Origin of the sequence: Dehalogenimonas etheniformans (genome assembly GCF_014672715.2) — a bacterium.
Lineage (GTDB): Bacteria > Chloroflexota > Dehalococcoidia > Dehalococcoidales > Dehalococcoidaceae > Dehalogenimonas > Dehalogenimonas etheniformans.
This window is the reverse complement of the sequence record NZ_CP058566.2, coordinates 609,226-631,710: the sequence shown is the minus strand read 5'-3', so window position 1 is coordinate 631,710 and position 22,485 is coordinate 609,226. Positions and strand designations below refer to the sequence as shown.

Here is a 22,485-nt window from a genome sequence, read left to right as displayed (position 1 = left end):
TTTTCGAATGGTCTTGCCAGGAATTCGATGAATTTTGACGCTGATGTAATCGTTGTCGGCGCGGGACCGGCCGGTAGCAGGGCGGCCGCCCGGTTGGCGGCTGCTGGTCATGATGTCATCTTGCTAGAGCGGCGTCAAAACCTTGGGCAACCAATCTGCTGTACAGGGATAATCAGTGTCCAATGCCTGGAGCAATTCAACATTTCTCCTGATCTGGTCCTTAGGAAGTATTGCGGAGCGGCCATCAATGGTCCCGGTGGCGGCGCCATTAATTTGAGTCGGCCCTCCGTCCAGGCTGTAGCTATTGACCGGGCTCGATTCGATCGAGAGATGGCGGAGTCCGCGGTATCCTCTGGAGCCAGGCTCTTCCTCGGCGCTACTGTAACGCATATCAAGACATCGTTAACAGAGGCTAAAGTTGGCTTTACCGTGGGGGGATCGACCCACACCATCTCCGCCCGTTGTGTGGTCGTCGCCGCAGGGCTATCCCCGAGGTTGACCGGTCAATTGGGTATGGGAAAAATTAGCCGCGCGGCTCTGGGCTTTCAAACAGAGGTAGCTACTCCGCAGCCGGTTGGTGTCGAAGTATACGTCGATAGAAAATATACCCCTGGGTATTTTTCCTGGATGGCCCCGATCTCGGATATCCGGGCCAAGATCGGTCTTATCGCACGTCGGCGGGTAGATGCCAATTTACCATTGCTAGTCGATAGATTGCGATCACAGGGCCGGATCGGTGCCGAGCTGGATGGAGTCCGCTGTAGGGCGATCCCTCTCTCAACCCTCCCTCGCACTTTCAATGATCGCGTTATTGCCGTCGGCGATTCGGCGGGTCAGGTAAAACCAACCACCGGCGGAGGGCTTTATTACGGCCTCCTGTGCGCCGACATGGCCGCCGATACTCTTGGCACAGCCCTGGCGGCAGGCGACCTGACTGCCGGTTCGCTTAAAAAATATGAACAAGCCTGGCGTTCGGCTATCGGCCGTGATCTGCTGATCGGCAGGCTGGGAAGATCTTTGTTTCAGCGCATCCCCGAACCCATCGTTGACCGTCTGATGCTGAAAGCCAGGGATTCGGGAGCCGTCGAATGCCTTCTCAAGGACGATGACTTTACTTTCGATTGGCATGGGAAAGCCATTCTCAAGGCAGCCGGGGCGTTACTGGCTTCGATTTTTTAGACAAGCCTTCAATTAATTGTTCCTTCTCGAAAAACGTCTGGCGGAGACGGCTCAAATAAATACAGCCCTGATGATCAGGGCTGTAAGAATTTAATCTTGCTGACGTTTAGAATGAATCAAGCGTCATCGCTGGCTTGAGGAGGCGGCGGAGGAGGCGTGCTGGGAGTTTCAACAACTTTTTCCTTGGGTGCCGGCTTCCCTTCTACGGACGCGTTAATCGCTTTAACTTCTGTGTTGACTTCATCTTGTGCTTTCTTGAAGGAACGCAAACCTTCACCCAAAGATTTCCCGATTTGAGGTAGTTTACCAACTCCGAAAATCAGGATGACCACGACTAAAATGAGAATGATTTCTGGAGGTCCAAGTCTCATCAGACTAACTCCGTTTCCAAGTTACTAAAGTTATTATACCATGCCATTGCTACTTTTTCCGATTGCCTTTTCAGGCTTAAATTTGTGATTAGGTGTTCTTAGCAATCTGAAATTAGTACAGATACGTATTGCCGTGGCGCCGCCTTATTCAGACATAATAGGGTAAATATTTTGAAAGGGGATTGTCTGATGGGCCAGTTTAAACAAATGAGCGCCGCGCAACTCTCCAAAATTCAGAGCCTGGAAAAAGAATTCGGTGGCAAGCGGATCATCGCCTATGAGAATGCGCCGAAATTCGCGCAGATTTCACCCAAAGAGTTGGACGAAGTCAGATCCGCTGAAAAAGAAATGGATGCGACCCTGGTAGTCTACGCTGAAAAGTAATAACCTTATCTTATCTCGGAGCGTTTAGCCGCCGAAGATATTCCTTTAACCGGGAACTCTCTTCGGCGGTTGGACTAACTGGATTAAAATTAGGCGAATTAAGGAGCACGGATGACAGCATCACATGAAACGCGGTTGAATTCTCTCGAGGCGGAACTCGGAGAAGGTAGAAAAGTAATCGCTTTTCCCCGCAGTCTCAAACCTGCCTTGATCACTCCCAAAGAGCTGGAAGCCCTGAAAACCATTGAAGATGAACTTGAAGATACCTTCCTGCTGGTTTATGAACCGGACATGTCGTTGGAACTGTCGCGCAAGGTCGATGATGACGCAAGGACCTTCAATATACTGACCCCTGAGGAAGAAAGAATCATCGTCCACAAGGGCACTGAACCTCCGGGAACCGGAAAATATAACAAATTCTTCAGGGAAGGCATCTATCGGTGCAAGAGATGCAACACCCCTCTGTTTAAATCGGATACCAAATTCGACTCGGGTTGCGGATGGCCTAGCTTTGATGACGCCATTCCGGGTGCGGTCAAAGAGATTCCGGATCCCGACGGGCGCCGCATGGAGATCGTTTGCGCTGCCTGCGGAGGTCATCTCGGTCACGTTTTCCGCGGCGAACACAAGACTCCCAAGGATACCAGGATGTGTGTCAATTCTCTTTCAATTGACTTTAACCCCGAAAAGGAACCAAAGAAATGACCGAAAGCGCGGTCCTCGGAGGCGGGTGTTTCTGGTGCATTCAAGCCATCTTCAGCCGGTTGAAAGGGGTCAGCCGGGTGACTTCGGGTTACGCCGGGGGCACAGCCCCCAGTCCCACCTATGAACAGGTTTGCGCCGGCCGCACCGGCCATGCGGAAGTTGTGAAAATCGATTTCGACCCCGCGGTGATCTCATACCATGATTTGCTGCAGGTGTTTTTCAAGGCTCACGATCCCACCACTCTTAATCGCCAGGGGGCGGATTTAGGCACCCAATACCGCTCGGTGATTCTCTATTCAAGCGAAGCTCAGAAAAATGCCGCGGGAAATTACATCGCTCAACTCGTTAAGGACAAGGCATTTCCCCAGCCGATTGTCACAGAGGTCAAACAGCTCGAGGCGTTCTATCCCGCCGAGGCTTACCACCAGGATTATTATCAACTGCACCCGGAAAAAGGTTATTGCCAGGCTGTCATCGCTCCCAAGCTGGCGAAGCTTTTTAAAAGTTGATCCGTTTGAGTAGTGAATACGCCTTCCAATCAATCAATTGAAATATGGCTTCGACGATAAAATTAAGGGGTTTGACACAGCTAATTAGGTAGTTTCACCTATTTCTTTTAACCAACTTGACGGCGTAAAGTGAGCGTAATCGGTAATTTCATTCAAGTTGAGGGTTTTGAATGACGGTGTACGCTGAAAAAGCCATCGACACGATGCATGGTCCCTATGGCGACGGTCAGCTTGCCGAGATAGGATTCCGCTATACCTCGGGAACATATGCCCGTTGTCCGATTTGTGGCGGTGCAGCCTTCGTCACCAGGCAGGAATATGGCCCTCAGGCCATTTTTCGATGCAGTTCTTGCTTTCATCAATTTGAACCATCCGGCAAAACCGTTCTTTGGGTTTAGGTTTGCGGGCTAGAATTTTTCGCATTATGAGGAGCGCATTTTGGCTAATTGGCGCATCTTGAGTCGCAACGGCGAACCTTTTGCCGACAGGACAGAGGCTGGAAACCTGCTTGCTGCCGAACTGAAGGATTACGCGGGCAGAAATACGGTTGTTTTGGGGATCCCCCGCGGTGGCATGGCTGTCGCCCGGCAAATAGCGCTGCAATTGGATGCCAAACTGGACATCGTTTTATCGCGTAAACTTCGCAGCCCGGGCCAACCGGAACTGGCATTTGGCGCCATTTCGGAAGATGATCAGGTGTCATTAAACCAGGACGTCGTCAGGATGCTCGATATCAGCGAAGATTTCATTGAACGGGAAAAAGCCTTCCAAATGGCAGAGATAAAGAGGCGGAATCGGGTCTTCCGCGAGGTAAGCCCCCGAGTCCCTCTAAACGGGATGATCGCCATCATCACCGATGACGGTGTCGCCACCGGTGCCACTTTTAAAGTAGCCCTGGCTGCTGCCAGGCATGAGAAACCGGGCAAATTGATCGCTGCTCTTCCGGTAGGTCCGGAGGATACGATCAAGTCCCTGGCCAGGGATGCCGATGAGTTAGTTTGTCTCAGATCTCCCGCGGATTTTGGTGCAGTTGGCCAATTTTACCGGCGTTTTGAACAGCTTGACGATGCGGATGTGTTAGACATATTGCGCCAGGACCGGGATCGCTTGGTGAAGCCGAGCCGCCTTTAATCCTCACGTACCAATCGTAGAGAAAACATAGGGGGGGCTTAAAAGCCCCCCTTTGCAGTCCGATATTATTTCGCTTCGCTTTGTTTCTTTGCCCTGGGCTTGGTTTCCTTAGCCTTAGCCTCGATGACTTTGCCCCCGGCTTTTTCGGGTTTCTTGGCTGTCATCGTAATTTTCTTGGGTGTTACAACCCCGGCCTTCGGCAGATCGATTTCCAGCATACCGTCGTCGCAGGTAGCCACGATTTTGTCTACGTCTACGCTTGATGGCAGCCGGATTGAACGCACGAACGAACCGTAGGATAACTCACGGCGATAATAATCCTCTTCGTGAGTTTCGGATTCGTCCTTCTTCTCACCTTTCAGCATCAGCAGGTCGCCGGTGATCGAGATGTCGATATCTTCAGGCTTGATTCCTGGGACTTCAGCCTTGACGACATATCTATCCTCTTTTTCAAAAATATCCATTTTGGGCATCATTTCTTCCGCCCTGCCACCATCTCCCATCATTACCGGCAAAAAACTTCGCCCGAAAATGTCGTCAAACTCTTTTTCCATCTGGTCCAACGCTCTGAAAGGTTGCCACGCCGCTAAAGGATGCCTTGATTGCCATCTTTCCATTGCCATCTTTTCGCCCTCACTTCTATTAACAGTTGTACGCGCTATCAGGTACCGGATCGTTCTTACTAGCGGCGGCCGCGCCGATGCAACTGTTCGGCACGGGCCTGCTCCAGCGAGAGTATCTTGCCGGGGTAGCCCACATAACCGCACTGAAAGCATTGGGCGTAAACCCCGTATTCATCGCTGTCTTCGAACAGGTCGCCTTTTCCGCATCTGGGGCAGCTTTTGAAGTGATACATTCTCTCCTCCGAACTTTTCGATATTCAGGTCGGCTCTATCTATTCTCTGGTTACAGAAATTGATTGCTTTACCGTTTGTGTTGCCGGCTGAGATCTTGTTTCACGATCAAATTCGGTCTCCAACCGCCAGGCGCCGATGACCGCGGCTGTCAACAACAAAATTATCGATATCATCACACCCATTGTCTGTTCCTCCGGCGCTTGTTTTTTCTTAACAATATTTAACCCCAAATCCCATCGCGTGGATATACGTAAAAACCCCTAGTCTTGGCGAAAAAAGCCCTCATTTTTTGAAAAATATTTATGGATGTCAGGACGTGATGATTATCAAATCTATTTTTTTGAACGGCGGGACGTTGGAGAAAATTCTGTTGGAGCATCTCTATATTTGCGTTATAATCGTTCTTGAACAGGTAATGAAAGACATATATTCAAAACTGTCCGATCGCAGACTTTGGGGAGAGAATTATGACTATCACCATTTTCCTGGCTGACGATCATCGAGTCGTGCGAAGCGGTATCAGGGCGCTCCTCGAAGCTCAACCTGATTTCGAAGTCATCGGTGAATCCGAAGACGGGCTCGAGACGGTGCAACAGGTAGAAAAACTACATCCCGATGTATTGATCGTAGATCTGATGCTTCATGGCATTTCGGGTATTGAGGTCTGTCGCCAGGTGATAAAACACTCGACCAGGACGGCCGTAGTTCTTTTATCCATGTATGGCAATGAAAGCTATGTTCAAGGTGCTTTGCGGGCTGGGGCGAAGGGATATCTTCTAAAAGAATCGACAGTCGATGAACTTACCAGCGCCATCCGCGAAGTCATGAAGGGGCGCCATTATCTATCGGCGGCTCTCTCCCAACGGGCGATCGAGTCATACATTAAGCAAACCGAGAGCGATGCGGTCGCCGATCCCTACGAACAATTGTCGACCAGGGAACGCGAGGTGTTGCACATGGTGGTCCGGGGTTATACCGGTGCCGACATCGCCAAAAGGCTTTTTATAAGTCCGCGGACTGTCGAAGCCCATCGGGCGAACCTCATGCGCAAACTGAACCTCCGCAATCATAGTCAACTCCTTCGATATGCTCTTCAAAAAGGATTTGTGCCTCCCGAACCGGAAGCATTGAAAAATGCGGAGATGGCTGATGAAACCGGCGAAGGTTCAGGCCCAGGCTAAAATCCATATCAGATAACAACTTCCGGGAAGACTCTAATTCCCTTGATGATCTGGTCATCATCTACGAGGTCGGTACGAATACGTACGTGAACCACGTTAAAATAGGTAATTTTACGCATGGAAAGCGGACTGGATAAGGGTTATGCTTTTTAGGGAGCAACCTGACTTATTAAGGAGAGCCTGTGGCCGAAGAGTTTCGCGATGATCGTTTTCGAGGCACCACTCCTGTGGTCTATTCAACTAATTGGCGACACCCGGAGACCGGCCGGACCTTTGTTTGGGCCTGGACTCAATGGTTTGAACGGGAAGAGGGTGACACCGGCGCTGTCGCTTTCGAACCAGTTGCCGACTGGGAAGACGAGCTTCGACGTTGGATCGCCCAACAGGGCATTGATGACATCACCGACATCAGCGATAGTGAGTTCGGCAGGCGCGTTCTCGAGGAGTTCCTTGATCAATCGCCTTTATACCCGGAGGCGCCTGTCCTTGCCGATGAGAATCCATTGAGCGAACAGGGCCCCGGCGAAGACCTGGAACACTATTAAACCCAGCCCAAGTCCCCTTTTATGATCCATTCTGTTTTATGATCGAAAAGATCTTTTCGATCGTATTCCAATTTCTGGCGGTGTTGCTTTTCCCGAAATGCTTATCCAGGGCGCTCATCAGGTCGGGTGTGATTCCCTTTTTCAGGTCCACGATACTACGGATAACCCCTCGGTCGAAATCCAGGATGGTAAATCCTTTGTCAGCGTTGGAAAATGGTAAAATGAGGCCAGGTGCTTTTTTTGACTTGGTGAAGGTGATGTAGAGCCTGGTGGTAGGGGTGACGTCAATTCCCGCAAACGGAGCTGATTCTATTAACCGTTTGATTTCCGCCAAAGACAAAACGATAACCGCCATCCGGTACCCGAGCTTTGCTTCGAGTTCTTTTTCTAACGCATTTTCGAAATTATCTTCCCCCGGGGCATCAAAAATGACGTTGCCGCTGGCCAGCACCGTCTTAACCGACTGGAAACCCGCATCTTCGAAGATTTTTCGGAGCGTTTCCATTTTCAATGTCGGGTTCGATCCGCTGTTGATGCCCCTGAGAAAAGCGACGTATCTATTCATCGAGAGCATGTGCTTTAATTCAACTTCTGCCTCGTCCCGCGGTCAGGTACTTTAAAAACCAAGCCGCGGCTAATCGCTCGACTTCTTCCATCGTCCCGGGTTCCTCAAATAGATGAGTCGCGCCCGGTACCACGGCCAACTCTCTGGCTGTCTCCAAACGTTCCATAGCCCGACGGTTCAACTGGAGTACCTCGGTATCCGCGCCGCCGACAATCAGTAAGGTCGGGGCTTTGACTTCCTTCAACCTCTTCATTGCCAGGTCGGGCCGGCCGCCCCGCGACACCACCGCGGATATGCATCCGGGAAGTTCGGCGGCGGCCACCAGCGCTGCTGCTGCGCCGGTTGAAGCCCCAAAATAGCCGATGGGAAACTTGCATACCTCTGGTTGTTTCTCCAGCCACTCGGTCACAGCCACAAGTCTCTGAGCCAAAAACCGGATGTTGAACCTCAGTTCGCCCGTGATGTTATCAACAGCCTCCTCGTCTTCGGTCAGGAGGTCGAAAAGCAGTGTGCCGAGTCCAGTGTTTCTGAGCGCCGCGGATACTCGCCTGTTTCGGGGGCTGAGACGGCTGGAACCGCTTCCGTGAGCAAAAACCACCAGCCCGTCAACGCCCCTAGGAAGACATAGATCACCGTTAAGCGTGACTTTGTCGACCTTAATCTTAACAGGACAGACGCCATCGCTTGCCATCTGATTCCTCCAGAAATCCCAAAGACTACTCAAAAGAATTATCGCCCTTCCCGGAGGTTAGCGCCACCTCGGGATAAATCGCTCCGATTGTGGCGAATGGATCGATCCTGAAACGTTAGAAACAGATTGGGGAATTCCACGGGATATTGTATAATCCTCGTTCAGTTTTGTTTCTTGGGGTGGTATGGTAAACAACTGGAAATCTTCATCCGGTCTGGCTCTCTGGGCTTTGGTCAGCGTTACTGCGGCATGGGGCGCCACCTTTATAGTGGTGCAGGAGGCGGTTTCCCGCATGCCGGTAATGGATTTCCTGGCGGTGCGGTTTTGCCTCGCGGCGCTGGTCATGATCGCCATCCGCCCGCAAAGTCTTCGAGGAATGGGCTCACTTGGTTTCAAGCGGGCGGCCATTTTAGGTCTGGCCTTGGGACTCGGTTATATTACTCAAACCTTTGGACTCCAGCACGCTTCGGTTGCCGTCTCGGGTTTCATCACAGGGATGTTCGTTGTGTTGACCCCGGTAGTTTCATGGTTGCTTTTAAAACGTAAGTTAAGCGCCAATGTCTGGTGGGCGGTCGTGCTCGCCACCGCCGGTCTCGCAGTCCTCTCGTTGAATGGTTGGTCCATTGGAATCGGGGAACTGCTAACATTGCTATGCGCCATTTTCTTTGCCTTCCACATTGTGGGGTTGGGAGAATGGTCGTCGAAACATGATGTTTATGGTTTGGCGGTCTTACAGATATCGTTCGTGGGCATACTTAGCCTGGTCGCTGCTTTGCCCGGTGGCCTGACCCTTCCCCCGGATCCCGGTGTCTGGGGAGCTGTGGTTATCACCGCCCTAGTCGCCACCGCTTTTGCTTTTGTTATCCAGACTTGGGCTCAATCCCTTGTCTCTGCGACAAGGGCGGCCGTTATCATGACCATGGAACCGGTATTCGCGGGTTTTTTCGCGGTGGTACTTGCTGGAAATGGTCTGACTGCCCGGATCATCATCGGCGGCGTGCTGGTCCTTGCTGCCATGATGCTAACCGAGCTCAAATCCAAACCTAAGCCTGGGCAATTGATTGAGCCAAACCCGGTGAATGTCGCCGGGGGTTTGGAAGTGGGGAATACGGTCAAAACCACGGAAAACTGAACTGCCAGCCGGGTCTTAGCTTATGGCACCCTGTTTCCGATTCCTCGTTGCTGCCCGTTAGCTATCCTCGCCGACGTGGCCGTAAAATAACCCTCGCAGGTGCGCCGTCCCCGTTATGGATTTTGAGCGGCAGGCAGATCAGGTCGAACCTCCCCGCCCCTGTTTTGGATAGATCGAGCCCTTCGACAATTATAATCCCCGACTCGAGAAGAACGCGATGCACTTCGACGCCTTCCTGGGTTGTGCTCCCGACCGATAAATAATCTATCCCGACCATGACGACGCCGATTTGGGCCAAATAGGACGCCGCCCCTAATGTTACGTAAACATAATCCTCGGTAAAGGTTTTTCGCTCATGCCAGAGTCCGGAATTCCTTGTTTTAAACAGTATCCTATCGCCTTTTCGAATACGGTGATTCTTCAGTTCCTGAGGCTTTATTGATTCGGTATCGGCGATCTCTACCACTCGTGCAGCACCGACAAAACGCTCCATCGGAATTTTGTCGACGGTCTCACCGTTTCTCAGGAAATGGGCTGGGGCGTCGATGTGAGTTCCACTATGAGAACTGAGACATAGGGCTGAAAGACTGTAGCTGTCTCCCCGTTCTATGTCATCGGTACGCTCTACACGCACCGGATGATCTCCCTGCCAGGTGATCGTATCGTTGCTCAGTGGGACAGAAACATCGATCCACTCATGATGGTTATAGCTTTCGGGACCCATGTTGAGCTTCTCTTTACCCCCCTAATTAGACGACAGCCCCAAGGATTTTACAATGTGCGACAAGAAATGAATCTAGCTGGTCTCGGAGAGCATTAGCCCCGGATTTTCCTTCTGGAAATATTCCAGCTCCCACTTGGAATTATAAAGTACTACGAGGCCATCGCGCTTGTCTCTGCAGCGCCGCATGCCGCTTGATAGAGACATTCGCGGGATTGCTCCATCTGAATTCTTGACCCACCTGGCCCCGGAAAAACCAAGCCGTTGGACCTTGGCTTTCACGCCATATTCTTCTTCAAGCCTTGAAAGCACGACGTCGAATTGGAGTTCGCCGACGGCCGCCACGATCGGTTCGCGCCTCAGGGCGTCCTCAGAGTTCAATACCTGGATGGCACCTTCTTCTTCAAGCTGTTCAAGTCCCCTGTTAAACTGCTTGAAACGGGTTACATCGTCGTTGGTCAACAGGCCGAAATGTTCAGGTGAGAAAGTCGGTATTTTGGCAAAATCGATCGGTTCCCCGGTTGTCACTGTGTCGCCGATGCTCAGCAAGCCTGGACTGACAACTCCTATGACGTCACCCGGGAAGGCTTCATCGACACTCACCCGCTCCCGGCCGAACAGTTTGAAGGCTCTCGAAAGCCGGATCTCCTGTTTCAACCGAGGGTTGAGCACAAGCATATCTTTTTCGAATTTCCCGGAACACACCCTGACAAAAGCCATCCGATCTCGATGCCTGGGATCGATGTTGGCCTGGAGTTTGAATACGAATCCTCGGAACGTATCGCTGGCTGGGTCGATAGTCCCCTGTTCCGTTTCCCTAGCCACCGGCGCCGGGGCCAGTTCAAGGACCGAGTTCAAGAAAGCCTCAACCCCGAAGTTATTGAGTGCGGAGCCAAAAAATACAGGCGTCATCTTCCCGTTCAGAAATTGCGCCAGATCGAACTCGGCCACAGCCCCTGATAAAAGAGAGGCATCTTCGACGAGCTTGTTGTAGGCGGCTTCACCCAACAATTCTGGCAGAGCCGGGTCATCAATTCCCGAAACCTGCACCGGGGCCTTGAACCGGTTGTGTTCCGTCCTCTGGAAACGCAGCATCTTATTGCCGCGCAGATCGTACACCCCCTGAAATGATGGGGCTTCGCCGACGGGCCAGTTCATCGGTACCGCCGCGATCCCCAGTATCCGCTCGATCTCATCGAGAAGTGCCAGTGGGTCGCGCCCCGGGTGATCCATCTTATTGATGAAAGTCAGGATTGGGACGCCCCTCATGCGGCAGACGCGGAATAACTTTTCCGTTTGTGCCTCGATGCCCTTAGCGGAATCCAGCACCATGACGGCGCTGTCGGCGGCCATCAGTGTCCGGTAGGTGTCTTCGCTGAAATCCTGGTGACCGGGAGTATCGAGCAGGTTAATGCGAAAACCCTGGTACTCCATCTCAAGGGCGGTAGCCGAAATAGAAATGCCTCGTTGCCTCTCCATGGTCATCCAGTCGGAAGCGGTGTGTTGCTGATTGGCGCGCGCCCGGACTGAGCCAGCTAGTTCCACCGCGCCGGCGTAAAGCAGAAACTTCTCTGTGAGCGTAGTTTTGCCCGCGTCAGGATGAGAGATGATCGCAAAGGTGCGTCTCCTCGACACCTCCTTTTTTAACGCGTTCGTATCTAATTTAATTTCTTGAGTAGCGTTCAACAGTTTCCCCTTGTATGAAAGTTCCGGAAAATGGAAGCAAACCGAGTGTGAATGTGGAGGTATTTACAGGCGGGTGAGTTTTATGATAACTGACATGTAATCTAATAATATCAGAATTAGATCAGGTTTTCACATTCGAAACCGGCGACCCCCTCAGGTCGTAAACCATCGCGTCGTCGATGTGAACTTGAATCATTTCCCCCGACGGGATTTGCCTTTTGACGATCACCAGGCCGTCGACTTCTGGAGCGTCGCGATAGCTACGACCGATCGAAATCCCATCGCCGCTACCCTCGACCAGCACCTTCAGGTCTCGCCCGATGAAACTCCGGTTGCGTTCGAGAGATATTTGTTGTTGTTTTTCCATAAGACGTTTCAGACGTTCTTCTTTGATGATATCGGATATTGGATCACCGAGCGTTTCAGCCGGTGTGCCTTTTTCAAAAGAGAACTTGAACGTGCCAAGTTTGTCGAAGCGAATCTCGCCGATAAAATCGAGCAAATACTGGAATTCTGATTCTGTTTCATCCGGGTAGCCGATGATAAAGGTGCTCCGGATAGCCAGGTCAGGTATAGCCTTGTGCATCTTCTCGAGCGTTCTATAGACCCAATCTATGTCTGCAGGCCGCCCCATGCGCCGCAGCACGTCCGGATGGGCATGCTGCAGCGGCAGATCGATATAGGGCACGATCTGCTTGTTCGTTGCCATGACTTCGATGAGTTCATCGGTCACTCCGCCCGGAAAAGCGTACATGATCCGGAGCCAGTCCACGCCCGGCGCGGCGGCGGTCATTTTACGAAGCAACTGCACCAATCCGTTCTTTAGGCCGAGATCGAGCCCGTAGTCCGTCGTATTCTGGGCAAGTAAAACTATTTCCCTGACTCCCCGTTGTTGCAGAAAGACGGCTTCTGACACGATCGACTCCATAGGCCGGCTGACCGTCGGTCCCTTGATCAGCGGGATGGCGCAGAAAGCGCACTGCCGCGAGCAGCCGTCGGCAATCTTCAGGTATGCGCTGGCGCCTTGCACCGTCACGCGTTTGACACCCGTTTCCTCGCCACCGGTTGTGCCAACATGGATGCCGGCGGCTTCTGCTTTGGTAAGCTCAAGAACTAGACCGGCGATGTCCACCCAGCGGCGGGTGCCGAGCACGGCATCAACGCCCGGTATCCTTGTGGTCACACCCTCGCCGTAGCGCTCTGCCAGGCATCCAGCCGCGATCAGGATTTGCCCTTTTTTCTTCCGCGACGCCAGTTTGGCTAACTCCGCGTACGATTCCTCGGTAGCGGAGGTCATAAAACCGCAGGTATTGACAATTATGACTTTTGCCCGCCGCTGAGAATCCACATGCTGATATCCGGCCGCTGTCAATAACTGGGCCATGGAATCGGCATCGACAGTGTTTTTGGCGCAGCCTAAGGAAACAATTTGGAATGTATTTTCGTTCATTTGAGATGGAATATTCGCTGGAGGTCTGCGGAGACTACTACCCCTCCCCCGCCACCCGCCGCAACAGTATACAGGGTTCTCAATTATTCTGGCGAATTATGTCATCTAGCCGTTCAAAAAGGCGTTTGCTAATACCAAAATATTTGACTTCAAACCGTCTGGGACTTAAACTTTAGCCCGTCTCGCCGTACAAACAAGCTCTGCGCCGGCGTGTCGATTTACAGTTATAAAAAGGGGAGGAAAATAATGGGCACTTCGATCGATTATCAAAAGGTAATGAACGAGATCGTCTGGGTCAACCTACCCGGACCCGCTGAACCCACTGCCGGCATGAGCGGCGGCGAGCTGCTGCACGGCTTTCTGGCAGAACTCGGCACCTCCGAAATTCCTGAAATCAAGAAATTCGTTGAGGAACTCTGCTACCGCTGGAACGTCCACTACCGCACCAAATAATCGAATATCGCAAAAATCCGGCTGTGAGAAAAATGTCAGGGTAAGTTTTTTACCCTGACATTTTTTCCGTTTTTTCACCGTAAATATCGCGCAGATGTCCTTGATTAAGGTATAATTATTCAATTATGTCATGCCAGGTTTTCTATCGAAAATGGCGCCCCCAGAACCTCGCCGAGGTCGTGGGTCAGGAACCCATTACCACCACCCTCCTGTCCGCGCTGAAGCAGCGCCGGGTGGCGCAGGCCTATCTTTTTTGCGGTCCCCGGGGCACCGGCAAGACCTCAACCGGCCGCATCCTGGCAAAGGCGGTCAACTGCCTCACCAACGATGGTCTGGGTGAACCCTGCAATACCTGCGAGATGTGCCGCGGCATCACCGAAGGCCGGGCGATGGACGTCATCGAGATCGACGCCGCTTCCAATACCGGCGTCGACGACATTCGCGAACTCAAAGAACGGGTAAACTACGCCCCCGCCGAGGCGCGCTACAAGGTCTATATAATCGATGAAGTCCACATGCTCTCGACCAGCGCTTCCAATGCGCTCTTGAAAACGCTTGAGGAGCCGCCGCCGCGGGTCATATTCATCCTGGCGACGACCGAACTGCACAAGATCCTTCCCACCATCATGTCTCGCTGCCAGCGCTTCGATTTCAGGCGGCTGACCGTAAAGGATATTGCCGAAAAATTAGCCGAAATCGCCAAAGCGGAGGGCATCGACATTGAAAAGAACGCCGTTGCCCTGCTGGCGCGTAGCGCCAGCGGCAGCCTTCGGGACGCCGAGAACCTCCTGCAACAGATCGCCACGGTCAACGCCGGCCGTATCGGCCTTCGGCAGGTTCAGTCCGGCCTCGGGCTCACCGGGGACGATCGGTCAAGCCAGCTGGTGAAACTGGTCGTCGCAGGAGACATAGCCGGCGGCTTGAAACTGTTATCCGGGGTTGCCGCCGACGGTATTGACCTGAAGCAGTTCAATCGGGAGGTAACCGAAAGCCTCAGGCAGTTGCTCATGGTCAAGGCGGGTTCCGCCGATGCGGCAGGGCTGAGCGCCGAAGAATTAGCCGACCTTAAAACAGTCGCCGAGAGCGCCACCCTGGAACAGATTATGAAAGCCCTCAAGGGATTCTCAGCCCTCTCCTCCGGGGCGGATATGACGACGCCGCTGGCCATGGAAATGGCGCTTGTCGATGCCACCCTGAAACTGGTTGCTCTCGAAAAAGCCGCCGAGGCGCCCGTAGAACCTGCAAGAGGGATAAAAACAACCGCCGAACCAGCTCCGAGGAAGCCCGTATCGTCGATCAAACCGTTAGAATCGACCTTAAAAACTCAATCGAGAGCTGAGAATAGCGTTCAACCCCCCGCCCCGCCAAAACCGCCCGAGTCAAAACCGGAACCTACTCAACAGAAGCCAGGAGGCACGGGCAAATCCGAGCCTGCCCCGGCGCCGAAACCCGCGAATGTCCCGATCACCACTCTGGAGGATCTCGTCAGTCAGTGGCCGGGCCTTCTCACCGCGGCGCCGCCCGCCTTGAGGCGTTCCACGGCTCTAGCTATCCTTCGCAGCGCCGGCGCCCAACCGGTCGCTTACAGTGGGGGTGTCATTACTCTAGCCTTCAAGTTCCCCATTCATATGAACAAGATCAACGAACCAGAAAACAAAAGAGTTACCGGTGAGATACTTTCAGCCTGCGTTGGAACGCCGTGCCAGGTGGCCTGCGTCCACGAACAGGTCAGCAACCATCTGGTCAAAGAGGCGCAAAAACGCGGCGCCGAGATAATAAACGTGGAGGATAAATGGATTTCTCAAAAGTAAAACAGGCAATGGAGCTCAAATCCCAGCTGGACAAGATCCAGAAAGAACTGGCCAAGATCGTTGTCGAGGGCGAGAAGGGCCCCGTGAAGGTTAGCGTCAACGGCCAGCAGAAGCTCCTTTCGATAAGCATCAGCCCAGATGCCGTCAACCCAACTAAGACCAAGCAGTTGGAAGACAACATCCTTAAAGCGGTCAACGACGCCATGGAAAAAGCCAAGAAGGAATCGTCCAAGCAGATGGCCGGGATGATGGGCGGCATGGGTCTCCCCGGCTTGGGGTAAAACCATGAAAGAGGCACCCAAGTCCACCGCCGCCGCCGTCAACCGTCTGACCGATGTGTTGACGCGCCTGCCGGGCATCGGGCCCAAGAGCGCCCAGCGCCTGGCCTACCACCTGCTGAAGGCCAGCGATGAGCAGGTCAAAGACCTCGCCGATGCGCTTGTGGCGGTGAAGCAGAAGACCCAGCGCTGCCGGATCTGTTGCAACATTACCGACGCCGAAATCTGTAGCATCTGCTCAAGCCCGGTCCGGGATCAGAGCCGCATCTGCGTGGTGGAGCAGCCCCAGGACATGCTGACGCTGGAGCACACCAACGTTTACAAGGGCGTTTACCACGTCCTGCACGGCGCCATCTCGCCCTCTGAGGGCGTCGGCAGCGGCGACATCCGCCTTGCCGAGCTCATGACCCGGTTGGAAAGCGGCGCCGTCGCCGAGATCATCCTGGCCACCAACGCCAATGTCGAAGGCGAGACCACCGCCATGTACCTCCAGCGGCTTATTGCGCCTCTCGGCGTGAAGGTAACGCGGCTGGCCCGCGGCTTGCCTTTCGGCGGCGAGATCGAATACGCCGATGACGTGACCCTGTCCCGGGCAATGGAAAACCGGCAAGAATTTTAGAGTCGAAAACTTATGGCTCGCAGAGTCAAACGGTCGGAAAAAGCGGGGCTGCCGCCAGGCACCCTGATTCACATCGGCGAACGCCGGTCTGAAAAAACCCGGCTGCGCCTTTTCGACTACGATGAGTCCCAACTCCTGGAAAAAGACCTGGGCAGCGTCGAAGAGGCGTTTCCCTTCCGCGACACCGCCACCGTCACCTGGATCAACGTAGACGGCCTCCAGGACACCGCGACCGTCGAACAACTCGGCAAGCATTTCGGCCTTCACCCTCTGGTCCTGGAAGATATCGTCAATACAGAGCAGCGTCCCAAGTTTGAAGACTTCGAGACCTACTTCTACGTCGTCCTTAAGATGCTCTACCGGGACCCCAAGGGGGAGATCGAAGCCGAACAGGTCAGCCTCATCCTCGGTAATAACTTCATCCTGTCCTTCCAGGAGGGCGGCGGCGATGCTTTCGAATCCATCCGGGAGCGCCTCCGCAAAAACAAGGGTATGCTCCGCAAACTTGGGGCTGATTCCCTGCTATATGCTCTCATCGATGCCATAGTCGACAACTATTTCGGGGTTCTGGAAAGCTTCGGCGAAATCACCGACGATCTGGAAGAAAACGTGCTGGTATCGCCGACGACCGCGACCCTGGCGACGATAAAAACTCTCAAAGGGGAATTGCTGTTCCTCCGGCGGAGCATCTGGCCGATGCGGGAAGTGGTCAGCGGCCTGAGAAATTCGGAATCGACCCTCATCAAGCCCAACACCCGGATCTATTTCCAGGATGTCTACGATCACGTCATCCAGGTCATGGACGGCGTCGACAACTCCCGAGAGATCCTCTCCGATCTGCTGGACATCTACCTTTCTAGCGTCTCGAACCGCCTGAATGAAGTGATCAAGGTGCTGACGATCATCGCCACCATTTTTATCCCCCTCACCTTCATCGCCGGCGTCTACGGCATGAACTTCGATTTCATGCCGGAACTCCGTTGGCACTGGGGCTATTTCATCGTCCTGGGCATCATGGCCACCGCGGCCATAAACCTGCTACTCTTCTTCCGTCGTAAGAAATGGATTTAGCCCTTGGCATCGATCACTTACATCGACTTTGAGAAAGTCGAGATCCGCTCCGGCCGCGTCGTCAGGGCTGAACCGTTTCCCAAGGCGAAAAAACCGGCCTACAGGCTGTGGATCGATTTCGGTGAGTTTGGCCTGAAACAGTCCAGCGCCCAGATCACCAGCCACTACAGTTGTCCCGACCTCATCGGCCGCGCCGTCCTGGCGGTGACCAACTTCCCGCCCCGGCAGGTCGCCGATTTTATCTCGGAGGTCCTGGTGCTCGGCGTCGTGGGACCGGACAACGATGTCGTTCTCATCAAGCCGGATTTCGAGGTCCCCCCGGGGAGCCGCGTATTATGACAGAGTGCGAAACCATCAACGCCGAACTGAAATCCCTGGCCAATCCCGCCAACGTGGCAGGCATGGCTCGTTTTGGCATCAAAGCCGACAACACCCTCGGTGTTTCGATGCCCGTGCTTCGCGAGATGGCCAAGCCCTATCGGAAAAACCACGAACTCGCGGCTGAACTTTGGCAGTCCGGTATACATGAAGCCCATATCCTGGCCAGTCTGATCGACGATCCCCGAAAAGTTACCGTTGACCAGATGGAGGCCTGGACTGCCGATATTGATTCCTGGGACGTCTGCGACCAGCTATGTTCCAACCTGTGGGAAAAGACGCCTTACGCCTATGCCAAGGCCGTCGAATGGAGCCGCCGGGATGAGGAGTTCGTCAAACGCGCCGGCTTCGTGCTAATGGCGCGGTCCGTCGTCGGGGGTAAGAAGCGTCTTGCGCCCCCTCAGATGGCAGCGATCTTTGCGGAGATCGAACGCGGCGCCGTTGATGATCGGAATTACGTCAAAAAAGCCGTCAGCTGGGCGCTGCGGCAGATCGGCAAAAGTTCGCTCGAACTGAACCGGCAGGTGATCGCTACCGCTGAAAAGATCGCTTTGATCGACGCGCCTTCCGCCCGCTGGATCGCTGCCGATGCCATGCGGGAACTTAAGAGTGACGCCGTCCAAAAACGCCTGTCAGCGAGGGTTAAATGAGCGCCCCACGGGAGATCAAAACCGAAGCTGTCGTTATCCGCCGCGCCCGCCTCCGCGAAGCCGACCGGGTGATCACCCTTTTTACCAGGGAGTTGGGTAAGGTTTCAGCTGTAGCCAAGGGCGTCCGTAAGTCCACGGCGCGGTTGGCTGGGCATCTGGAACTCCTCACTCACACAGATATCACCCTGGCGCGGGGTAAAAACCTTGACACCATCATCGGCAGCCAGACGTTATCTCCCTACCTGTCATTGAGAAACTCGCTCGAGCGCACCGCCTACGCCCTGTATTTCGCCGAACTGGTCTCCCATTTCGCCCCGGAGGAACAGGCCAACAGGAGCCTGTTCGACCTCCTCGTCGAAGCCCTTGGAAACCTTGGCGAGGCGGCCAATCCCGAGTTGCTGTCCCGCTATTTTGAACTTAACCTACTTAAAAACCTGGGTTATCGGCCTGAACTCCGCCGCTGTCCTGGTTGCGGCTCTGAACTGAAAGCTCAAACCAATTATTTTTCGCTCTCGTCAGGAGGTGTCCTCTGCCCGGACTGCGCCGATCTGTCGGTCACCTACCCCGTTTCTGTCAGCGGCCTCAAGGTCATGCGGTTTCTCCTGGAAAACCGTTACGAGGCCATCGCCCGGCTGAAACTGGAACCGGATTTGAACATTGAGATCGCTTCCCTGGTCCGCGCTTACATCCATTTCCACCTGGAAAAAGGGATCAGGAGCGCTGTCTGGTTAGATGAGCTAAGAGCCAGGCCTGAGACTTAAAAATCAGCAAATTTTTGGCTGTTTCACCTTTTGCGTTCTCAAGTGGCGGTTACTCGATAAATCTATTTGTGGATAGCCGCACGGGTAATACAATTGCGAGTATTCACAACGATATCATAGTATTGTGTGTAGGATCGGGAATATAATTGAAGGGAGCGCACAGCTCCCTTCAATTATTAATAGGGTGTTTGCCCTTCGATGCGCATATTCAATCGACATTGAAGATTAAAATACCGGAAAAGAGAATAGGCTGATAATTTGCCACAATATCAGCCTATCCACTTATGCTAATAAAAGTCTTTTGTGTGGTATTTAGTGGAGACCAAAATTATTGTATGAATCCCAAACACCAGCAAGCCATAGCATGTCTGCTCTGTTATGACTGTTGAGCTCAGCATTGGTGTTCGAGTAAATCGAACTTAACAGATAATAATACTTGATGTCGGGGTCACCAGCGTTTAGGATGGCTGCAACAGAAGCTCTGAGTAGAATCTTAGCCGCACCAATTTCTCCTTTGCCTCCGCCGAAGCTTAAAGCTTCCAATAAAGTGAAGTCATCCAAATTGTACTCATCAGGGACGTTAAAAATTGACCCGATTTGGTCAGTAGGTGAAAAGCCCGTGTCTGCCCATGCTTCGGTGTGATTCTTCCAGAAACCTGGGGTGAGTCCCTCTAGGTCAGTTGCGGACACAGAAATAGCACCCGCTAATGTCAAAGTAAATCCAAGAACCGCCGCAATCAGTATTTTGCTAATCTTTTTCATAATTCTCCTCTCCTCAGCTTTGATGACTAGTACGATAGTACCATTGACAATATTTGTTTACAAGATGCATTTACCTGACTTTTCATCACTCATCTTGCCAATTGTATAAAACTGAGCTAATTCGATGGTACCCATAGTAAACCTTCCGGCAAATGATATAACTTGAAAATTGCTGGTTGGCTGTTACTTCATGAAGATAACGGGATCATTGCCATTCCATACGTACGCTTGTCGAGAGATTTAACTTATTACTTCTGTTTGTTTTTATCGTCAGAAAAAATGGCCATGACTCCGGCAATTGCGAGGATTACGCCAATTCCGAATAGCATTATTGGGAAAAAGCCACTGTTGCTATCTTTACTCGAAAGATAGGCCAAAACAAACAATACTGCGCTAAGGGCGAATGGCGAGATAATTTTCGCTGCGTCCATATTAATACACCTCTGGAAAAATATTCATATCGGGATGTTTGCCATTCCATGCATATGTTGAGGATTAGACGATATACGGAAAATTATTTTAGCGGTCGATACTCAGAAGTCCCTATCAATCCTATCCCAATTATCCCGATAACAATTTGGATTGGATAAAAAGAATCGAAAAACATCCAGGCGGCTGAACCAAGAGCCAAGGTTAAGCCGATATAGAATTTTATTAGATTTGATTTTGTACCTCGTGACTCTTGATTATCATGACACCTTATTTGAAACTTCTCTTAACCAGCATGTACCCAATCAGAACTAAGCCAACAGTTATTACCGTCCCGATAACCCCTTGAATTAATTCCGCGCTGTCACCACTGAAGATCAGACCCATGATGGAGAAAGCTGCCACGGGTATCGCGAATACAAGGATTACTACTCCCAGTATCCTTAGTAACATTTGTCGCCTCCAACAAACGTTCGCTTGTTCGTTCTGCTGCTGGTTTCCCCTAGATCTGACTTTAATTATATCCTGCCCGTCAACGAATCAGACCTGCCATTTTTTAACAACAAACATCGGGGATCATTCCCCTTCCATGTGTACTTAGTGTTATTTAAGCAATCGGTAATCGATTGGTGAGTTAGTAGACACCTCATAATCCTTCAAAAAAGAACGGAAGAGTTTTGTATATTTGATGTCCTTTAATGGTATCAAAAATACTTGTCCTGGAGAATCGGATTCTTTCCCAATTCCAAGAATGATATATACGGGCGTTTTTTCCCCTATTTCCTTGTATCTCTTGAGTTGAAAGAGTTTACACCATTCAATCGCGTTGTCATAAAACGCAGATCGGAATTTAGCTTAAACAAAGAATTCTTCGCCAGTTTTTATCGATCTAAATTTGAAATCGGGTTCTTTTGTATTTTCAATATAATCGTCTTTGTTTGTGTTAAAGGTATGGGTTTTTTGTATTAAGTCGTATCTATCTTTCACGAAAAGTCTGTGACGAACATAGTTCTCAAATGAATCGCCCTTTACGTAGCTTTCTGGTTTATTTATCTCATCTATCGTCACCTTGGCCACTCGTGCAATTTTCGAGAATATGTCCATTTATACCTTCTTTGAGTCAGTCTTAGGTAAATAAAAGTAAGTTATGGTAAATTATACGCCATGAGTCAATAACATCCGTATAGCTGCTTAAGGTTTCAAAATACCTATCTGCTCTCTGTCGGTCCAGCCAGAACCCTGACTAAGAAACAGGTTTTAAAGTTTATTTTCGTTGACCGCCTTGTGGTAAAAATATTTTTTGAAAATGGCACCAAAAACGACACGAAACGCTTGACAGCCTAGGAGTACACCCGTGCTATAATTCTCGGCATGAATGAGAACGCAGGTGCTACCCCACAACTGAATATCGCACAACCCGAAACTCCGGCACTCCCTCAACCCCCGGTCCGTCGTCGCGGTGCTCCACCCGGAAACCATAATGCCCGAAAGCATGGCCTCTATGCCAGGTACCTGTCGCCTAAACAGCTCCAGGATTTTAACGAAGCCTGCGGTGTTAGAGGCGTCGAGGCTGAGCTGGCACTTTTTCGCTGCAAACTGGCCGAAATGCTGGAGACTGAACCCTGGAATTTAGCCCTGATCAACAGGATTACCAACACTATCCTCAGGTTGGAGGCCGCTCTTCCGCTTGAACCGGAGGAATGCGAGCCCACCCCGAGAGCCCTCAATATCATGGGACGCTTTTTCGCACACTTGCTGGCTACTGGCGATAAGGATGTCACCTTGGCATTTAATAAATGGATGGAAGAACACCATTCGGAAGGGTTTGATTTGGAAAACAAATCCCACGTTCAACCTGAAGCTAAAATTTGATGATTTGTTTCAGAAAAAACGTTTTTGGAAAAATGGGAAAAACAAATCCCGGCCAGTTTGACTCTAAGCCCAACCGGGCTCTGAACCTCTACGTCGGCCCGTCAAAATCCCACGACGACTACCTGGTGTCCCCGGCTCTCACCATCGAGGCCGCTAACCGCTATCAACCTCGAGCCGCGGTAGGGAAAGGTGGGTAGCCCTTGACTAATGTAATCAACAGATATCCGTTCGTGGTGAGCCAGTCGAACCATGAATGGACGGTGACTACCAAGAATCGTCACATCCTTCGACAAG

Annotated in this window: 31 protein-coding genes; 19 read left to right on the top strand and 12 right to left on the bottom strand. The window is 52.0% G+C overall.

The window, feature by feature from the left end:
- Positions 1–27: 27 nt before the first annotated feature.
- The gene (locus HX448_RS03240) at positions 28–1,179 is read left to right on the top strand and encodes an NAD(P)/FAD-dependent oxidoreductase (RefSeq protein ID WP_102330737.1); all 1,152 of its coding nucleotides are present in this window, start codon (positions 28–30) and stop codon (positions 1,177–1,179) included.
- 116 nt (positions 1,180–1,295) lie between these two features.
- On the opposite strand, the gene tatA is transcribed toward HX448_RS03240, so the two are convergent.
- Positions 1,296–1,550 (bottom strand): twin-arginine translocase TatA/TatE family subunit, encoded by a 255-nt coding sequence (gene tatA, locus HX448_RS03235; RefSeq protein ID WP_102330736.1) that lies wholly within the window; start codon positions 1,548–1,550, stop codon positions 1,296–1,298.
- A gap of 189 nt (positions 1,551–1,739) precedes the next feature.
- On the opposite strand from tatA, the gene HX448_RS03230 reads away from it, so the two are divergent.
- The 5 genes from HX448_RS03230 (at position 1,740) to HX448_RS03210 (ending at position 4,279) form a co-directional block, all read left to right on the top strand.
- A complete protein-coding gene (locus HX448_RS03230) occupies positions 1,740–1,934 on the top strand; it encodes a hypothetical protein (RefSeq protein ID WP_102330735.1) in 195 nt (64 codons plus the stop codon).
- A gap of 111 nt (positions 1,935–2,045) precedes the next feature.
- A complete protein-coding gene (locus HX448_RS03225; RefSeq protein ID WP_336470081.1) occupies positions 2,046–2,639 on the top strand; it encodes a methionine-R-sulfoxide reductase in 594 nt (197 codons plus the stop codon).
- Complete coding sequence (msrA, locus tag HX448_RS03220; protein WP_102330734.1) at positions 2,636–3,148, top strand: peptide-methionine (S)-S-oxide reductase MsrA; 513 nt, start codon at positions 2,636–2,638, stop codon at positions 3,146–3,148. Before HX448_RS03225 ends, msrA begins: the two co-directional genes overlap by 4 nt.
- 170 nt (positions 3,149–3,318) lie before the next feature.
- Positions 3,319–3,546 carry a hypothetical protein gene (locus tag HX448_RS03215; RefSeq protein ID WP_102330733.1) on the top strand — a complete coding sequence of 76 codons (228 nt, stop codon included), beginning with the start codon at positions 3,319–3,321 and terminating at the stop codon, positions 3,544–3,546.
- A 40-nt stretch (positions 3,547–3,586) separates the two neighbouring features.
- On the top strand, positions 3,587–4,279 hold the full coding sequence (locus tag HX448_RS03210; RefSeq protein WP_102330732.1) for a phosphoribosyltransferase: 693 nt from the start codon (positions 3,587–3,589) through the stop codon (positions 4,277–4,279).
- 65 nt (positions 4,280–4,344) lie between these two features.
- On the opposite strand, the gene HX448_RS03205 is transcribed toward HX448_RS03210, so the two are convergent.
- The 3 genes from HX448_RS03205 to HX448_RS03195 are packed head-to-tail and all read right to left on the bottom strand — an operon-like array spanning position 4,345 to position 5,318.
- On the bottom strand, positions 4,345–4,902 hold the full coding sequence (locus HX448_RS03205) for an Hsp20/alpha crystallin family protein (protein ID WP_162485985.1): 558 nt from the start codon (positions 4,900–4,902) through the stop codon (positions 4,345–4,347).
- 59 nt (positions 4,903–4,961) lie between these two features.
- Positions 4,962–5,135, bottom strand: coding sequence for a hypothetical protein (locus tag HX448_RS03200; RefSeq protein WP_158513458.1), 174 nt, complete (start codon positions 5,133–5,135; stop codon positions 4,962–4,964).
- A gap of 39 nt (positions 5,136–5,174) precedes the next feature.
- Positions 5,175–5,318, bottom strand: a complete 144-nt coding sequence (locus HX448_RS03195; RefSeq protein ID WP_190259898.1) for a hypothetical protein — start codon at positions 5,316–5,318, stop codon at positions 5,175–5,177.
- Positions 5,319–5,603: 285 nt separating this feature from the next.
- Between HX448_RS03195 and HX448_RS03190 the strand changes: the two genes are divergently transcribed.
- Together HX448_RS03190 and HX448_RS03185 are read left to right on the top strand one after the other, a co-directional pair.
- The gene (locus HX448_RS03190) at positions 5,604–6,317 is read left to right on the top strand and encodes a response regulator (RefSeq protein WP_102330730.1); all 714 of its coding nucleotides are present in this window, start codon (positions 5,604–5,606) and stop codon (positions 6,315–6,317) included.
- 182 nt (positions 6,318–6,499) lie between these two features.
- The gene (locus HX448_RS03185) at positions 6,500–6,862 is read left to right on the top strand and encodes a hypothetical protein (protein ID WP_102330729.1); all 363 of its coding nucleotides are present in this window, start codon (positions 6,500–6,502) and stop codon (positions 6,860–6,862) included.
- A 19-nt stretch (positions 6,863–6,881) separates the two neighbouring features.
- On the opposite strand, the gene HX448_RS03180 is transcribed toward HX448_RS03185, so the two are convergent.
- Together HX448_RS03180 and HX448_RS03175 are read right to left on the bottom strand one after the other, a co-directional pair.
- Positions 6,882–7,427 carry a DUF1697 domain-containing protein gene (locus tag HX448_RS03180; protein WP_162485984.1) on the bottom strand — a complete coding sequence of 182 codons (546 nt, stop codon included), beginning with the start codon at positions 7,425–7,427 and terminating at the stop codon, positions 6,882–6,884.
- A 19-nt stretch (positions 7,428–7,446) separates the two neighbouring features.
- Positions 7,447–8,118, bottom strand: a complete 672-nt coding sequence (locus tag HX448_RS03175; protein ID WP_102330727.1) for a dienelactone hydrolase family protein — start codon at positions 8,116–8,118, stop codon at positions 7,447–7,449.
- 184 nt (positions 8,119–8,302) lie between these two features.
- Between HX448_RS03175 and HX448_RS03170 the strand changes: the two genes are divergently transcribed.
- The gene (locus HX448_RS03170; RefSeq protein WP_190259897.1) at positions 8,303–9,250 is read left to right on the top strand and encodes a DMT family transporter; all 948 of its coding nucleotides are present in this window, start codon (positions 8,303–8,305) and stop codon (positions 9,248–9,250) included.
- 61 nt (positions 9,251–9,311) lie between these two features.
- On the opposite strand, the gene HX448_RS03165 is transcribed toward HX448_RS03170, so the two are convergent.
- The 3 genes from HX448_RS03165 to rimO all read right to left on the bottom strand — a co-directional run bounded on the left by HX448_RS03165 (position 9,312) and on the right by rimO (position 13,107).
- Positions 9,312–9,974, bottom strand: coding sequence for a cyclase family protein (locus HX448_RS03165; protein ID WP_102330724.1), 663 nt, complete (start codon positions 9,972–9,974; stop codon positions 9,312–9,314).
- A 72-nt stretch (positions 9,975–10,046) separates the two neighbouring features.
- On the bottom strand, positions 10,047–11,657 hold the full coding sequence (locus HX448_RS03160; RefSeq protein WP_226846829.1) for a peptide chain release factor 3: 1,611 nt from the start codon (positions 11,655–11,657) through the stop codon (positions 10,047–10,049).
- A 121-nt stretch (positions 11,658–11,778) separates the two neighbouring features.
- On the bottom strand, positions 11,779–13,107 hold the full coding sequence (gene rimO / locus HX448_RS03155) for a 30S ribosomal protein S12 methylthiotransferase RimO (protein ID WP_102330722.1): 1,329 nt from the start codon (positions 13,105–13,107) through the stop codon (positions 11,779–11,781).
- Between the two features lie 246 nt (positions 13,108–13,353).
- Here rimO and HX448_RS03150 point away from each other — a divergent pair, with 246 nt between their 5' ends.
- The 8 genes from HX448_RS03150 to recO all read left to right on the top strand — a co-directional run bounded on the left by HX448_RS03150 (position 13,354) and on the right by recO (position 19,128).
- Positions 13,354–13,560, top strand: a complete 207-nt coding sequence (locus HX448_RS03150; RefSeq protein ID WP_102330721.1) for a hypothetical protein — start codon at positions 13,354–13,356, stop codon at positions 13,558–13,560.
- Positions 13,561–13,685: 125 nt separating this feature from the next.
- A complete protein-coding gene (gene dnaX / locus HX448_RS03145; protein ID WP_102330720.1) occupies positions 13,686–15,371 on the top strand; it encodes a DNA polymerase III subunit gamma/tau in 1,686 nt (561 codons plus the stop codon).
- Complete coding sequence (locus HX448_RS03140; RefSeq protein WP_102330719.1) at positions 15,353–15,652, top strand: YbaB/EbfC family nucleoid-associated protein; 300 nt, start codon at positions 15,353–15,355, stop codon at positions 15,650–15,652. The genes dnaX and HX448_RS03140 overlap by 19 nt, the downstream gene beginning before the upstream one ends.
- Positions 15,653–15,656: 4 nt before the next feature.
- Positions 15,657–16,268 carry a recombination mediator RecR gene (recR, locus tag HX448_RS03135; RefSeq protein WP_102330718.1) on the top strand — a complete coding sequence of 204 codons (612 nt, stop codon included), beginning with the start codon at positions 15,657–15,659 and terminating at the stop codon, positions 16,266–16,268.
- A gap of 12 nt (positions 16,269–16,280) precedes the next feature.
- Positions 16,281–17,339: a magnesium/cobalt transporter CorA gene (corA, locus tag HX448_RS03130; protein ID WP_102330717.1), complete on the top strand. Its 1,059-nt coding sequence runs from the start codon at positions 16,281–16,283 to the stop codon at positions 17,337–17,339.
- A gap of 3 nt (positions 17,340–17,342) precedes the next feature.
- A complete protein-coding gene (locus tag HX448_RS03125) occupies positions 17,343–17,678 on the top strand; it encodes a tRNA-binding protein (protein WP_102330716.1) in 336 nt (111 codons plus the stop codon).
- Positions 17,675–18,367, top strand: coding sequence for a DNA alkylation repair protein (locus HX448_RS03120; protein ID WP_102330715.1), 693 nt, complete (start codon positions 17,675–17,677; stop codon positions 18,365–18,367). The genes HX448_RS03125 and HX448_RS03120 overlap by 4 nt, the downstream gene beginning before the upstream one ends.
- The gene (recO, locus tag HX448_RS03115; protein ID WP_102330714.1) at positions 18,364–19,128 is read left to right on the top strand and encodes a DNA repair protein RecO; all 765 of its coding nucleotides are present in this window, start codon (positions 18,364–18,366) and stop codon (positions 19,126–19,128) included. Before HX448_RS03120 ends, recO begins: the two co-directional genes overlap by 4 nt.
- Positions 19,129–19,440: 312 nt before the next feature.
- On the opposite strand, the gene HX448_RS03110 is transcribed toward recO, so the two are convergent.
- The 3 genes from HX448_RS03110 to HX448_RS03100 all read right to left on the bottom strand — a co-directional run bounded on the left by HX448_RS03110 (position 19,441) and on the right by HX448_RS03100 (position 21,423).
- Complete coding sequence (locus tag HX448_RS03110) at positions 19,441–19,890, bottom strand: hypothetical protein (protein ID WP_102330713.1); 450 nt, start codon at positions 19,888–19,890, stop codon at positions 19,441–19,443.
- A gap of 248 nt (positions 19,891–20,138) precedes the next feature.
- Complete coding sequence (locus tag HX448_RS03105) at positions 20,139–20,321, bottom strand: hypothetical protein (RefSeq protein ID WP_102330712.1); 183 nt, start codon at positions 20,319–20,321, stop codon at positions 20,139–20,141.
- An 853-nt stretch (positions 20,322–21,174) separates the two neighbouring features.
- On the bottom strand, positions 21,175–21,423 hold the full coding sequence (locus HX448_RS03100; protein WP_102330710.1) for a hypothetical protein: 249 nt from the start codon (positions 21,421–21,423) through the stop codon (positions 21,175–21,177).
- Positions 21,424–21,690: 267 nt separating this feature from the next.
- On the opposite strand from HX448_RS03100, the gene HX448_RS03095 reads away from it, so the two are divergent.
- Both HX448_RS03095 and HX448_RS03090 read left to right on the top strand, forming a co-directional pair.
- The gene (locus tag HX448_RS03095; protein ID WP_102330709.1) at positions 21,691–22,191 is read left to right on the top strand and encodes a hypothetical protein; all 501 of its coding nucleotides are present in this window, start codon (positions 21,691–21,693) and stop codon (positions 22,189–22,191) included.
- A gap of 32 nt (positions 22,192–22,223) precedes the next feature.
- On the top strand, positions 22,224–22,388 hold the full coding sequence (locus HX448_RS03090) for a hypothetical protein (RefSeq protein ID WP_162485982.1): 165 nt from the start codon (positions 22,224–22,226) through the stop codon (positions 22,386–22,388).
- Positions 22,389–22,485: the final 97 nt, after the last annotated feature.